This is a genomic window from Flavobacterium terrisoli (assembly GCF_030167905.1).
In the GTDB taxonomy this organism is placed as follows: domain Bacteria; phylum Bacteroidota; class Bacteroidia; order Flavobacteriales; family Flavobacteriaceae; genus Flavobacterium; species Flavobacterium terrisoli.
Genome location: NZ_JARGNA010000009.1, coordinates 146,494 through 161,386, shown reverse-complemented (window position 1 = coordinate 161,386; position 14,893 = coordinate 146,494). Strand labels below are relative to the sequence as shown.

The following is a 14,893-nucleotide window of genomic DNA, read 5'->3' as shown; positions in this document are numbered from 1 at the left end:
CGGGCGTTTTTTTGTTGAAATCCTGCTAAAAATGTTAATAACTTAAGCCTTTTAAACCCTTTTTACAGTAGGAAATCCTATGCGTTTTTATATATTTGCGTGTTAGACAAAAATCACATTTTTTACGATAAATTTATATGAGCGACGAGATTAAAAAGAACAATTATTCAGCCGATAGTATTCAGGCGTTAGAAGGAATGGAGCACGTAAGAATGCGTCCTTCCATGTACATTGGAGATACTGGAGTCAGAGGTTTGCATCACTTGGTTTACGAAGTCGTAGACAACTCGATTGATGAAGCTTTAGCTGGACATTGTGATACCATCAGTGTAATTATTAATGAAGACAATTCCGTTACCGTTGAAGACAATGGTCGTGGTATTCCGGTTGACATCCACAAAAAAGAAGGTGTGTCGGCATTAGAGGTTGTAATGACCAAAATCGGAGCCGGAGGAAAATTTGATAAAGATTCGTATAAAGTTTCCGGAGGTTTGCATGGTGTTGGGGTTTCGTGTGTGAACGCGTTATCTGACCATTTGCGTGCTACCGTTTTCCGTGATGGCAAAATATATGAGCAGGAGTATGAAAGAGGGAAATCAATGTATCCGGTGAAGCAAATTGGCGAAACCACCAAAAGAGGTACAACGGTTACTTTCAAACCCGATTCAACCATTTTTACCCAAACCTTAGAATATTCGTATGATACTTTGGCCGGACGTATGCGTGAGCTTTCGTTCCTGAACAAAGGCATCACGATTACACTTACCGACAGAAGACACACCAAAGACAATGGTGACTTTGAAGGCGAAGTGTTCCATTCGAAAGAAGGATTGAAGGAATTCGTTAAGTTCCTTGACGGAAACCGTGTGCCTATCATCAGTCATGTGATCAGTATGGAGCATGAAAAAGGCGAAATTCCGGTGGAAGTGGCTTTGATTTACAACGAAAGTTACGCAGAGAACATTTTCTCTTATGTAAATAATATCAACACGCACGAAGGTGGAACGCATTTACAAGGTTTCCGTATGGGATTGACCCGTACGTTGAAAAAGTATGCTGACGCTTCCGGTTTGTTGGAAAAATTAAAATTCGAAATTTCGGGTGATGACTTCCGTGAAGGATTGACTGCGATTATTTCGGTAAAAGTCCAGGAACCACAGTTTGAAGGACAAACCAAAACCAAATTGGGTAACCGTGAAGTAGTTTCTCCGGTATCTCAGGCGGTAGCGGAAATGTTGGAGAACTATTTGGAAGAAAATCCAAATGATGCCAAAATCATTGTACAGAAAGTAATCCTTGCAGCTCAGGCGCGTCATGCCGCTAAGAAAGCACGTGAGATGGTTCAACGCAAAACTGTTCTTGGTGGTGGAGGTTTACCAGGGAAATTGTCTGACTGTTCAGAACAAGATCCGGCAAAATGTGAGGTTTACCTGGTCGAGGGAGATTCGGCGGGTGGAACAGCTAAACAAGGCCGTGACCGTAATTTCCAGGCGATTTTACCCTTGCGTGGTAAGATTTTGAACGTGGAAAAAGCAATGCACCACAAAGTATTTGAAAACGAAGAGATCAGAAACATATTCACCGCGCTTGGAGTAACCATCGGTACCGAAGAAGATTCCAAAGCACTGAACTTAGAAAAACTGCGTTACCACAAAGTAATCATCATGTGTGATGCCGACGTCGATGGTAGTCACATTTCTACTTTGATTCTGACTTTCTTCTTCCGTTTTATGAAAGAACTCATTGAAGGCGGACACGTTTATATCGCTGCGCCACCTTTGTATTTGGTGAAAAAAGGAAACAAGAAAGAATACGCTTGGAATGATGACCAACGTGATCTTGCTAACGAAAGAATGGGCGGAAGTGCTGCAATTCAGCGTTATAAAGGTCTTGGAGAGATGAACGCAGAGCAATTGTGGGAAACTACTATGGATCCTGAATTCAGAACATTGCGTCAGGTTACGATTGATAGTTTGGCTGAAGCCGACCGAGTATTCTCAATGTTGATGGGTGACGAAGTACCACCACGTAGAGAGTTCATCGAGAAAAATGCAGTGTACGCTAAGATTGACGCATAAAAAGTGGATTTGTGGATTTGGTAATTCGGTTATTCGAGTTTCCTTTCACAAATAACCAAATAACCGAATAAACAAATAAACAACTAAATAGAAATGAAAGTTACGATTGTAGGAGCAGGAAACGTTGGGGCAACATGTGCCGATGCTATTGCTTACAGAAGAATTGCCAGCGAAATTGTGTTGGTGGATATCAGAGAAGGTTTTGCTGAAGGAAAAGCATTAGACATCATGCAAACCCAGACTACTTTAGGGTTTAATACCAAAGTGGTTGGAAGTACCAACGATTATTCAAAAACGGCAGGAAGCGACGTGGTAGTAATTACCTCGGGAATTCCAAGAAAACCGGGAATGACCCGTGAAGAGTTAATTGGAATCAATGCCGGAATCGTGAAGTCGGTGGCAGAAAGTTTATTGCAACATTCTCCCAACGCTATTTTTGTGATTGTGTCCAATCCAATGGATACGATGACCTATTTGGCATTCAAATCTTTAGGTTTGCCAAAAAACAGAATCATCGGTATGGGTGGAACTCTAGACAGCTCGCGTTTTAAAACGTATTTGTCTTTGGCGTTGGACAAACCTGCGAATGATATTTCAGGAATGGTAATCGGTGGGCATGGTGATACAACCATGATTCCGTTGACCAGATTGGCTTCTTATAATGGTGTTCCGGTTTCTCAGTTTTTGTCTGAGGCCGAATTGGCAAAAGTGGCTGCTGATACTATGGTTGGTGGTGCAACTTTGACCGGTTTATTAGGGACTTCTGCCTGGTATGCGCCGGGTGCGTCAGTATCTTATTTGGTGGATGCCATTTTGAATGACCAGCACAAAATGATCCCTTGCTCGGTATATCTGGAAGGGGAATATGGTCAAAGCGATATCTGTATCGGTGTACCTTGTATCATTGGTAAAAACGGTATTGAAAAAATCGTGGATATCAACCTGAATGATGCTGAAAAAGCTTTATTTGCCAAGAGTGCCGATGCGGTTAGAAGCATGAATAATGACTTAAAATCTCATTTAGCATAATATATTAAGGTAACTTAAAAAAGAGGCTGCAAACTTTGCAGTCTTTTTTTTGATATTAATCATGAAAATATTGGTTAATCTTATCTATAATTATATATTTGCACGTTTCCTAAAAAACCGAATTGTTGTAAATTCAATACTTTAGCTTATAATGTTTTGAATTTCAATAGTTTTTGTTTTTTAAATTAACAATAAAACACAGAATTAATTAATTTTTAGTAATAATGCAGAATAAAGGACTAGTTAAATTTTTCGCAATTCTATTTGCATTGGTAAGTATCTACCAACTTTCGTTCACTTTTGTGGCCAATAAAGTAAAAGATGATGCCAAAAACTTTGCAGGAGGAAATCCTGAAAAAGAAATCAAATATCTTGACTCGATAGGGAAAGAGAAAGTTTTTCTTGATTTTTTCACATACAATGATGTGAAAGACAAACAGATTAACAAAGGTCTTGACCTTGAAGGAGGAATTAACGTAATTCTTCAGATTTCGGTTAGAGATGTTTTGGTTCAATTATCAAATGATTCCAAAAATCCTGCTTTCATCAAATCATTGGATGATGCAAAAGCGAATCAAAAAGGAAATCAATCTTACCTTGATGCTTTCTTCGAAGCATTTGATGCCAATAAAGGGACTACAAAATTAGCATCTCCTGATATTTTTGCTAACAGAAACTTTGACGACCAGGAATTAAACTTCAACTCTACTGATGCAGAAGTGCAAAAAGTATTAAGAAAGAAAGTTGACGAATCGGTTGAATCTGCTTTTGGGGTATTGAGAAGCCGTATCGATAAATTTGGTGTAACGCAACCAAACATTGCTAAGTTAGGCCAAACCGGTAGAATCTTAATCGAATTACCAGGAGCAAAAGATGTTGACCGTATTAAGAAATTAGTTTCGGAAAAGGCGGAATTGAAATTCTGGGAAACTTACAAAGCGGAAGAGTTTGGACAATTCCTTGATGCTGCCAACACAGCATTGAAAGCAACTGTTAAAACTACTGAAAAAGTAGAAGCAGCAAAACCAGCTGATTCATTGACAAGTTTATTGACTGATAAAGACAAAGATTCAACAGGTACAGCAGCGTCTAAAGGACCTATTGTAGATAAAATTGCCGGTGGTGGCGGTGGACCTGTTTTATTTGTTTCAAATATAAAAGATACAGCTGCAATCAATGGTTATTTAAAAAGAACCGAAATCCGTGCTTTATTGCCTGGAGACAAGCGTTTTGTAAAATTTGCCTGGGGTAAACCGGTGACCAAAGTTGATGAAAAAACGAAAAAAGAAACAACGACTGTTGATTTATATGCTTTAAAAGGAAACAAAGATAACGTTGCTCCATTGAGCGGTGGTGTTATTGTTGATGCAAGAGATACATTTGACCAAATGGGTAAACCGGCTGTGTCAATGCAAATGAATGGTGCAGGTGCAAAAGAATGGGAGAAACTAACAGGAAATGCTTATACGCAAAAAAGTTTTATCGCCATTGCGTTAGATGATGTTGTATATTCTGCTCCGGGAGTAACTTCAGGACCAATCGCTGGTGGGAGATCTGAAATCACAGGAAGTTTTAATGTAGAGGAAACCAAAGATTTATCTAACGTTTTAAGAGCCGGTAAATTGCCTGCTACTGCTGAAATCATCCAATCGGAAATTGTTGGACCATCTTTAGGACAAAAAGCTATTGATGCTGGTTTGACTTCTTCAATCGTAGGTTTCCTATTGGTATGTTTATGGATGGTGTTCTATTACGGTAGAGCAGGATGGTATGCTAATGCAGCCTTATTATTGAACTTGTTATTCTTGTTTGGTGTAATGGCAAGTTTCGGTTTCGTATTAACGTTACCGGGTATTGCTGGTATCGTATTAACCTTAGGAACTGCGGTAGATGCGAACATCATTATTTATGAAAGAGCAAAAGAAGAATTACGCGAAGGAAAATCTTTAGCGGATGCTGTAAAATCTTCTTACGGATGGAAAGGTGCGATGCGTTCAATTATTGATGCTAACGTAACCCACGTTTTGACAGGAGCAATCTTATTCATCTTTGGAACAGGACCAATTCAAGGTTTCGCCCTTACATTGTTGATCGGTATCTTTACCTCTTTATTTACTTCAATCTTTATTGCAAGAATCTTTATTGATAGAGATATTGCTCATAACAGAGCTTTAACTTTTACAACTTCGATGACCAAAAACTGGTTTACAGGTTTCCATTTTGACTTTATCAAAGCTAAAAAATGGTCATATATGTTCTCTACTTTGGTAGTAATTGTAAGTTGTGTTTCTTTCTACTTTAATGGTTTGGATGAAGGTGTTGATTTTGTTGGAGGAAGAACTTTCCAGGTGAAATTTGAAAAACCGGTTGAACAAGCCAAAGTAGCTGAAGAGTTATCTGCTGTTTTTGGAGTGGCTGTTGAAGCCAAAGTTTTTGGTGATGACAATCAGTTGAAAATTACAACCAAATACAAAATCAAAGAAGATGGAGTAGAAGTAGACAAGGAAGTGAATGAGAAGTTGTTTGAAGGCTTGAAAAAATATTTCGGTGCTGGTATCACTTATGAAAAATTCACCAATACTTACGATGGAAAACAATTTGGAGTATTACAGGCTTCTAAAGTTGGAGCAGCGATCTCTGCAGATATCAAAACAAACTCTTTCTGGGCAGTTATCGGAGCGATGTTGGTTGTTGGTTTGTACTTAGTAATTTCTTTCCGTAAATGGCAGTATTCATTGGGTGCATTGGCAGCGGTATTCCACGACGTAATTTTCGTATTGGGATTATATTCTTTACTATACAAATACATGCCTTTCCACATGGAAATGGATCAGCACTTTATTGCGGCTATCCTAACGGTTATCGGTTACTCGATGAATGATACCGTAATCGTATTTGACAGGGTTAGAGAGTTCTTAGCCGGTAATGTAAAAGGAAGCTTTAAAGATGTGGTTAACGCGTCTATTAATACGACACTTTCAAGAACCATCAATACGTCATTAACGATGATTTTGGTATTGTTAATCATGTTCATCTTTGGTGGAGAATCAATCAGAGGATTTATCTTCGCGATGTTGGTTGGTATCGTTGTAGGAACTTATTCTTCATTGTTCATTGCAACTCCGGTTGTATTTGATACGATGAGCAAAAAAGAAGTAGACGAAATCGAAAGCCGTCACAAAGGAGCACAGGCATAGTTTTTAAAACTATAGATATAAAAAAAGGGTTGTCAATTTGACAACCCTTTTTTTATTCTTCTTCTTTGTTTTTAATGATATCCTTTAAAACTGCTTTATCGGAATAATTGATAACTTCTAAAGTAACGGCTTTGTTTTTTTTGTTTTTACCTTCAATCACATATATTTTTCCGCCGCCCGGATTTGGTTTGTTGCTTCTGTCAAAATCTACATCGCCATAGGTAAGGATCTTTTTGATGTCGGCTGTATCAATCCATTTCTCATTTAGTTTTTTGATGGCAACGGAATCGTAATGAAAAGGTTTGTTCCTGATATCATTTAGTACACGGGCATTTGGGAAATAATTGCATCGTGTATCTTTTCCGCTGAGTACTAAAGCAACAAAAAACAACCCGATGACAAAACCCACTAAGTAGTAGGCCAATCGTTGGTAAAATTTCATATGTAATATTGATTATTTTTGGCAAAAGTAATCAATGTTCGATATTCAGTAAATGAAATCCCGTTTTATTTTAGAATACAATCAGATTGATGTCATTATCCGGTAGGTTGAACCAGTCACCAATGGCTTTATTGGTCAAAATGCCATGATACAGATATACTCCGTTTTTCAAGCCTTTATTACAGCGAATGGCACTTTCAATACCGCCATCTTCGGCGATTTGAAGCAAGTAAGGCGTAATGATATTGCTGATGGATAACGAAGCCGTTTTGGAATAGCGCGAAGGAATATTGGGCACACAATAATGAATGATATTGCTTTTAATGAAAGTTGGGTTTTCATGTGTGGTGATTTCCGAAGTTTCAAAACAACCACCGGTATCAATGCTTACATCCACAATCACCGCACCTTTTTTCATGTGTTCCACCATGGTTTCAGTGACCACAACCGGACAACGTTCTTTGCCACGCATTGCACCAATGGCTACGTCGCATCTTCTGAGTGCTTTTAAAAGCGATTTAGGTTGTATGGTGGAAGTGAATATTCTTTGGTTCAAATTGTTCTGTAATCGGCGTAATTTGGTTATTGAATTGTCAAATACTTTGACACTGGCGCCTAATCCTAATGCCGTTTTGGCGGCAAATTCACCCACGGTTCCGGCACCAAGAATCACAACATCTGTTGGTGGAACGCCTGTAATATTGCCAAGCAGCAATCCTTTTCCAAATTGGTTGTTGATCATTAATTCGGCCGCAATAAGCACCGAAGCAGTTCCGGCGATTTCGCTCAGAGATTTTACCGCAGGATACGAACCGTCTTCGTCTTTGATATATTCAAAGGCCAAAGCCGTTACTTTTTTCTTTGATAAAGCTTCGAAGTATTCTTTTTTTCTGGTTTTTAGCTGGATGGCCGAAATCACTATCGCATTCGTATTAACCAACTCAATTTCTTCCATGGTCAATGGCTCGACCTTTAATATCATGGGGCAGCTTAATACTTTTTTGGTGTCTTTGGTAATCGTCGCACCGGCATCACTAAACTCTTTATCGGTATAACTCGAACTCAGTCCGGCCCCCGATTCAATCATTACTTTATGTCCGTGTGATGTCAGGGAATTTACCGCATCAGGGGTCAAGCAAATTCGTCTTTCCTGATAAGAAGTCTCTTTGGGAATGCCAATGAAAAGCTCACTTTTATGACGAAATACTTCTAATTTTTCCTCTTGAGGTAAAAGCTGTTGCTTGGTAAATGGGGTTAATGACATAATGCGAAATTGAATTTAGTGTCCAAATTACAAAATTTTATCGAATTATGTCAATCTTAAATCTCTTTTGCCTTCAACTGTTATCGCTATGTTAATCGTGGAAAAATTATCCGGTAACAGGTTTGGAATTTTCTCTGCCCATTCAATAAAACACCAATGCCCGGAATACAAATATTCATCAATGCCCATGTCCAGAGCTTCTGCTTCCGACTTTAATCGGTACATGTCAAAGTGATACACATACTGATTGTCATCGGTTTGGTATTCATTGACCAAAGAAAAAGTTGGGCTGCTTGTCGCATCCTTCACGCCTAATTCTTTGGCCAATGCCTTTATCAAAGTGGTTTTGCCAACACCCATATTGCCGTGAAATAAGATCACTTTGTTTGGGTTTTCGGCTAAAATTTTTTTGGCAACTTCTTGTATTTCGTCAATTGAAAATATGACTTGCATGAAAATTATGTTATTTAATAAATCGATAGCCATGGCACCTGCTGGCTCCATCGCTAAAACAGTCTGCCAGACTGTTTTTTAACGCTCGGCCCTATTTCGGATTAAAAACTAAAAACGGCACAATCATTTCTTCGAGCGAAATCCCACCATGCTGGTACGTATTTCGATAATAACTCACATAATGATTGTAGTTGTTTACATAAGCCAAAAATAAGTCATTCTTGGCAAATATGTAGGAACTGCTCATGTTGATTGTTGGCAATCCGATTTTTTTAGGATCTTTTACCGCATAGACGTCTTTGTCTTCATATGTCAGGCTTCTTCCGGTTTTGTATCTCAAATTCAAACTGGTGTTTTTATCGCCAATCACTTTCGATGGATTCTTTACATTAATTGTTCCATGGTCGGTCGTAATAATTAATTTGAAACCAAGCTTCTGTGCCTGCTGTATGATTTCCAAAAGCGGTGAGTTTTTAAACCAACTCAACGTCAACGAACGATAAGCTTTATCATCGGAAGCCAATTCCTTTACCACATCCATCTCGGTTTTGGCGTGTGAAAGCATGTCCACAAAGTTGTAGACTACCGTAACCAGATTGTTGTCTTTTAATCCTTTGAAATTGTCTGCCAATTTTCTACCGCCGGCAAGATTGGTAATTTTGAAATAATCCTGTTTGATATTTAAACCTAAACGTTTCAGATGTGCCGTTAAGAATTCGGCCTCATACAAATTCTTTCCACCGTCTTCAACGTCGTTTTTCCAATACTGAGGAAACTGTTTTTCCATTTCCAATGGCGTTAAACCGGAGAAAATCGAATTTCGAGCGTATTGTGTAGCTGTTGGTAAACTGGCAAAATAAGGAATCTCTTTTTCGAGTTTGTAATGATTGGCCACCGTGCTTTCCATGGCTTTCCATTGGTCATAACGCAAGTTGTCAATCACGACGAATAAAATTTGCTTGTCTTTTTTAGCCAATTCAGGAACGACCAATTCTCTGAAAAGCGTATGTGATTGAATCGGTTTATCCGCTTTGGGTTCAAACCAATCTTCATAATTGCGCTCGATGAATTTCCCAAACTGCGAATTGGCTTCGACTTTTTGGCTTTCCAAAATTTCGAACATCGCTTGGTCATTGATATTCTCCAATTCCAGTTCCCAAAAAATCAGTTTTTTATACAATTCCACCCAATCCTCATAACTGTTCACCATCGCCATTTCCATAGCAATTTTGCGGAATTCTTTTTGGTAATCCAAAGTGGTTTTTTCCGAAACCAATCTTGAATGATCTAGGTTTTTCTTAAGGCTCAACAAGATTTGGTTTGGATTTACGGGCTTTATAAGGTAATCGGCAATCTTGGAACCGATGGCTTCTTCCATGATATATTCTTCCTCACTTTTGGTAATCATAATCACAGGAGTCGAAGATTTTTTTTCTTTCATTTCGGATAGGGTTTCCAAACCGCTCATTCCGGGCATGTTTTCATCCAGGAAAACGATGTCAAAATTACCGTCTTCATAGGCATCAATAGCATCACGGCCATTATTATAGGTCGTAACCTTATAGTTTTTATTCTCTAAAAATAAGATGTGTGGTTTTAATAAATCAATCTCATCATCAACCCAAAGTATTTTGATTTTGTCCATAAGTACATTTTAATTTTTGTGCAAATTACTATTTATAAAACGCAGTAATATTAAAATTATTATAAATTAATAGTAATCTTTTAGAAATAATGTTGGCTGAAATTGTCAAAATTTATTAAGACTTTTTGTAATAAATTATTAAATTTGAAACTCTCTAACCTTAATTACAGCCAATTATGAAAAAAACAATTTCAACCCTCAGCATTTTTTGTGCTTTAATTTCTTTGTTTTCGTGTAGTTCCGATGATGGTGGAAGCAATAGCAATAACAACAATACAGGATGGGAAAATCCCGGTTCTTCCGCTTTTGGTAAGTTTGTTGAAATTCCAGGTATAGACAGTCAGGCCGGAACCGGAGCCGCTTTAGATTTGAAAACATCCAATGAAGGCCTATATATGCATGTTTCCAAATACACTGATAATACCGATTGGATTTACCGATTGCAGCAAGGTGGTGCTTCTCCTTCCTGGATTTTCCATGAACAACCCGAATTGTATTTTCATTGGGCACCGGGCAGACCGGTGAGTGAGAATGAAAACTTTTTCGAGATTTTTTTCCATACCCTTTATACCAATGGCTGGGTCAGCATCAATACCGGTTTACCGGCTTTGCTTGAAGAAGATAATCCGCCAGGCTCGGGATCATCGATAATGTTAGTTGACAACTCAACAGGAGCCTATAAATGGTTGTTTGAAGGAAGCACAGTAAAAATCCAGCAGAATAATGATACCGGTATTTTTGATGTGATTTGTACACTTCCAACCGTAGGCGGAGTTAGTTTGGCAGAGGCTGATCCTTTTGATTCCATTGTTTGGGCAGCAGCCGGAAATATTTTATACAAAATAACAGCCAGCGGTCAGGTTACCAGTTTTAATGTAGCAAGCTTTAATGATCCGAACTTTCCGCTTAATTCAATCGAGAAAATTCGTTTTTCCTATGATCCATCACACAAGGATGTTTATTTTCGTTGCCAAAACAAGATATTTAAAGTGGCAGATGGCAACACTTTGAGTTTGTTCAATACCATTGAAGATGCTAATTTTTTAGGAGGAGATTTTTGTCTTGATAATAGTTATCTGTATACTTCAAATGGTACCAAAAAACATCTTTTCTCATCATCTGTAACCAATATCATTCCGGATCCGCCAACGACCACAAACCAGCAAGTTCTTCTGGACTATTATTCACAAGTCAGTGCTTTTCAATCAGGGCAAATAGAAACATCAAAAGATCCGTCAAATCCTAATTTATACATTTTGTCCTCAGATAAAATCCTTGTTGTACCTAAAAGCAGAAACTAACCCTATAACCCTTAAACTATTTTATTATGAAAAAAGCAATTACCATTTTATGCGCCATTGTTTTGGCATTTTCTTTTAACTCTTGTAGTTCAGATGATTCATCAGGCGGCGCATCCAGTTCAGACAATATTGTTGGGTCTTGGAAATACGTAGGCGATATGTATGTTGGTGTATTCGAACCTTATGAAGCCGAACCTTGTGACGATGAGATTTTAAAATTCTCAGGGAACAATACCGGGAAATACATAATTAAATATTGTGGTGAGTCAAGTGAAGTAACTTCATTTGCCTGGGAAAGAACCTCGGATCCTATTTATAATTATACCACTACCGACAATGAAACGGGAGAAACAATTCCGGGGATTGTGATATTTTCTGAAGATTACCAGAGCTTTACGACTTATGATACTCAGGAAGATATGCTAAACCAGGATAACGGTACTGTGTTTGAAAAACAGTAAATTCGAATAAATACATTTCAAAAGAGGTTTGGCCACAAGGTTAAACCTCTTTTTGTTATTGTTGCAGCAATTAAATGACCATTAAAAAAATCAAAGTAATGTTAAAGAATGTTGTGCATTCAAAAAAATAGATAAATTTGGTTGTTGTTAATCGGTTAACAGGCAGCAAAGTCAGGTTTTTTTATGAAGCTTTTTACTCTCTCAATTTGTTTGTATTTAAATGTTCTGACCGTTTTACCTTCGGTTAAAGCTGTGAATATGATATTTTTTGAGACTTGTCAAAGGTCATGCAGCGACAACGACTCGGATAGCGATTTACCCAATGGCTGCGGAAAAGAAAAATGTGTGCTGAATTTCAATTTTAATAACATCACTTTTTTAGTCTTCAATACCGATTACCAACTTCCGAAAGAGTTCATCAATACTACGGTAAAAGAAAAAATACAATATCACAATCATTTGACGGCCAATTTCAGCGTAACCATCTGGCAACCACCGGAAATTTTTTCCATTGCCTAAAAATCATCAATCAATATAAGAGACTAAGAAAGAACTTAGAACCTCAGAGCCTTAGAAGCTCAGAACCTTAAAAAATAATAATTTAAAAAATATAGAAAACATGAGAAAAATAGTTTCAACCTTCGCAGCAATCGCTTTATTATTTGCTATCAATGCTAATGCCGCCAATGGTGACCCAAAAACAAAAAAGAAAGCAAAAACTGAAAAATCTTGCACAACTGAAGAGAAAAAAGCTTGTGCTACCGGTGAGAAAAAAGCAGGATGTTGTTCAGCTAAAAAAGCAGAAGACAAAAAAGCTTAGTCTTAATTTTTTTAAAATTGGAAGCGCCCCAGATTTGGGGCGCTTTTTTTAGGTCTAAAAATGATTTTTAAGTAACAATATCTTTACTTTTACTACTTATTTCCAATGTCATAATCAAACTAAAAACTATATGAGAATAAATAAATTACCCTTCCTAGCCCTAATTTTAGCCCTTTCAATTTCAAGTTGTAACCAAAAAGAAGCCGATTTTCAGGATCCGTTACTGACCAATCGCGATACGACGGTGAATCCGGCAGATGACTTCTTTATGTACGCCAATGGCGGTTGGTTCAAGCGAAACCCAATTCCTGCAAGTGAAAGAAGCAATGGTATTTTCAGGACAATTGGTGATACCATTAATTCCCAGATCAAGCAGATTTGCGAAAAATCAGCCGAGATGACTGATGCCGCTAAAGGCAGCAACGAACAAAAAATAGGTGATTTCTATGCTTCAGGTATGGACACCATGACCATAGAGAAGTTAGGGATTTCTCCTTTGAAAGCTGATTTGAATAAAATCAAAGCGGTTAAAGATGTACCATCATTATTAAATACCATCGCATATTTGCATACAATCGGAGCGAATCCGGCATTTTCAATGTATGTTGGTCAAGACGATAAGAACAGCGCCAAGTATGCGGTGTTTTTAGGTCAAGGCGGATTGGGTCTTGGCAATCGTGATTATTATTTCAATACCGATAAGGAAACGGTAAACATTCGTGCTGAATATGTAAAGCATTTGGAAAAAATGGGCTTACTGATTGGTAAAAAAGCGGATGTGGCGAAAGCTGATGCGTTAGTGATTATGAAATTAGAAACCGAGTTGGCTCAGAACTCCAGAAAATTGGAAGCACTGCGTGACCCAATCAAGAATTACAATAAAATGAGCATTGCCCAGATCAACAGCGCTACGCCTAATATCAATTGGCAACAAATGACAGCCGGTATCGGTATCAAAAATGTAGATACTGTAATTGTTGGCCAGCCTGAGTTTTACAAAGCTTTGGACAAAATGGTAAAAAGCTATTCAATTGAAAACTGGAAAACGTATCTGGAATGGGATTTGGTGAATTCTTACGCATCGTATTTGAGCAGCCCAATTGAAAAACAAAATTTCTATTTCTATTCAACCGTAATGAGTGGCGTGAAAGAACAAAAGCCACGTTGGAAGCGAATTGTAGAACAAACAGACGGTTCTTTAGGTGAATTGATAGGTCAGGTTTATGTGAAGGATTATTTGCCAAAAGGTTCCAAAGAAAAGCTTTTGGAAATTGGAAATAACATCCGTGATGTGTATGCGGAGCGTATTAAAAACCTGGATTGGATGAGTGCCGAAACCAAGAAAAAAGCGTTGTTTAAATTGAGCAAAATCGTAATGAAAGTTGGTTATCCTGATAAATGGAAAGACCTGAGCAGCGTAAGCATTGACAGAGGGACTTATTTGGCCAATGTCATGGCAACCAATAAATGGGCAATTAATGATATGATTTCGAAATACGGAAAACCGGTTGATAGAACAGAATGGGGAATGTATCCGCAAACGTATAATGCATATTACAGTCCAAGCAACAATGAAATCTGTGTTCCGGCATGTAATATATTGGTTCCCGGATTTGAAGGTAGAATGCCGGATGATGCTGTGTTGTATGGAATCATCGGTGGCTCAACATTTGGTCATGAAATTACACACGGATTTGACGACCAAGGCAGTCAATATGACGAAAAAGGTAACCTGAACAATTGGTGGACACCGGAAGATTTGTCAAAATTCAAAGCGAAAACCAAACTGATTGTTGATCAGTTTACCCAATATGAAGCTTTACCGGGTAAATTTGTAAACGGTGATGCAACACAGGGCGAAAACATAGCTGATTTAGGTGGTGTGGTAATGGGATTTGAAGCCTTTAAAAAATCGGCACAATACAAAAACAAGGAAAAAATCAGTGGTTTCACACCGGAACAACGTTTCTTTCTGGCGTATGGTTATGCCTGGATGGTGAACATTAAACCGGAATCATTGGCGCAGCAATTATTGACCGATGTACATGCTCCGGCAAAATACAGGATCAATGGACCATTGCAAAACAATCCGGATTTTTACAAGGCGTTTGATATCAAACCCGGAAGTAAAATGAGAAGACCGGACAACCTGAAAGTGGTTATATGGTAAAGCTAAACAATCCCCAACTTTAACGTTGGGGAT

The 14,893-nt window shown here is 38.1% G+C and carries 12 protein-coding genes; 8 read left to right on the top strand and 4 right to left on the bottom strand.

Annotated elements, in window-relative coordinates; genetic code table 11:
• The first annotated feature begins 137 nt into the window (after positions 1-137).
• From gyrB to secDF, 3 genes are all read left to right on the top strand, one after another.
• Positions 138-2,078 (top strand): DNA topoisomerase (ATP-hydrolyzing) subunit B, encoded by a 1,941-nt coding sequence (gyrB, locus tag P1K33_RS13860; RefSeq protein WP_284653588.1) that lies wholly within the window; start codon positions 138-140, stop codon positions 2,076-2,078.
• A 93-nt stretch (positions 2,079-2,171) separates the two neighbouring features.
• A complete protein-coding gene (gene mdh, locus P1K33_RS13855) occupies positions 2,172-3,107 on the top strand; it encodes a malate dehydrogenase (RefSeq protein WP_284653587.1) in 936 nt (311 codons plus the stop codon).
• A gap of 224 nt (positions 3,108-3,331) precedes the next feature.
• Complete coding sequence (secDF, locus tag P1K33_RS13850; RefSeq protein WP_284653586.1) at positions 3,332-6,304, top strand: protein translocase subunit SecDF; 2,973 nt, start codon at positions 3,332-3,334, stop codon at positions 6,302-6,304.
• 52 nt (positions 6,305-6,356) lie between these two features.
• On the opposite strand, the gene P1K33_RS13845 is transcribed toward secDF, so the two are convergent.
• The 4 genes from P1K33_RS13845 to porX all read right to left on the bottom strand — a co-directional run bounded on the left by P1K33_RS13845 (position 6,357) and on the right by porX (position 10,108).
• Positions 6,357-6,746, bottom strand: a complete 390-nt coding sequence (locus P1K33_RS13845; protein ID WP_284653585.1) for a DUF4258 domain-containing protein — start codon at positions 6,744-6,746, stop codon at positions 6,357-6,359.
• Between the two features lie 70 nt (positions 6,747-6,816).
• A complete protein-coding gene (locus P1K33_RS13840; RefSeq protein WP_284653584.1) occupies positions 6,817-8,010 on the bottom strand; it encodes an alanine dehydrogenase in 1,194 nt (397 codons plus the stop codon).
• 45 nt (positions 8,011-8,055) lie between these two features.
• The gene (tsaE, locus tag P1K33_RS13835; RefSeq protein ID WP_284653583.1) at positions 8,056-8,463 is read right to left on the bottom strand and encodes a tRNA (adenosine(37)-N6)-threonylcarbamoyltransferase complex ATPase subunit type 1 TsaE; all 408 of its coding nucleotides are present in this window, start codon (positions 8,461-8,463) and stop codon (positions 8,056-8,058) included.
• Between the two features lie 91 nt (positions 8,464-8,554).
• Positions 8,555-10,108, bottom strand: a complete 1,554-nt coding sequence (gene porX / locus P1K33_RS13830; protein ID WP_284653582.1) for a T9SS response regulator signal transducer PorX — start codon at positions 10,106-10,108, stop codon at positions 8,555-8,557.
• 176 nt (positions 10,109-10,284) lie between these two features.
• Here porX and P1K33_RS13825 point away from each other — a divergent pair, with 176 nt between their 5' ends.
• From P1K33_RS13825 to P1K33_RS13805, 5 genes are all read left to right on the top strand, one after another.
• The gene (locus P1K33_RS13825) at positions 10,285-11,409 is read left to right on the top strand and encodes a hypothetical protein (protein WP_284653581.1); all 1,125 of its coding nucleotides are present in this window, start codon (positions 10,285-10,287) and stop codon (positions 11,407-11,409) included.
• A gap of 26 nt (positions 11,410-11,435) precedes the next feature.
• The gene (locus P1K33_RS13820; protein WP_284653580.1) at positions 11,436-11,870 is read left to right on the top strand and encodes a hypothetical protein; all 435 of its coding nucleotides are present in this window, start codon (positions 11,436-11,438) and stop codon (positions 11,868-11,870) included.
• Between the two features lie 183 nt (positions 11,871-12,053).
• A complete protein-coding gene (locus tag P1K33_RS13815; protein ID WP_284653579.1) occupies positions 12,054-12,389 on the top strand; it encodes a hypothetical protein in 336 nt (111 codons plus the stop codon).
• A 100-nt stretch (positions 12,390-12,489) separates the two neighbouring features.
• Positions 12,490-12,690, top strand: a complete 201-nt coding sequence (locus P1K33_RS13810) for a hypothetical protein (RefSeq protein WP_284653578.1) — start codon at positions 12,490-12,492, stop codon at positions 12,688-12,690.
• A gap of 130 nt (positions 12,691-12,820) precedes the next feature.
• The gene (locus P1K33_RS13805) at positions 12,821-14,860 is read left to right on the top strand and encodes a M13 family metallopeptidase (protein ID WP_284653577.1); all 2,040 of its coding nucleotides are present in this window, start codon (positions 12,821-12,823) and stop codon (positions 14,858-14,860) included.
• Positions 14,861-14,893 lie beyond the last annotated feature (33 nt).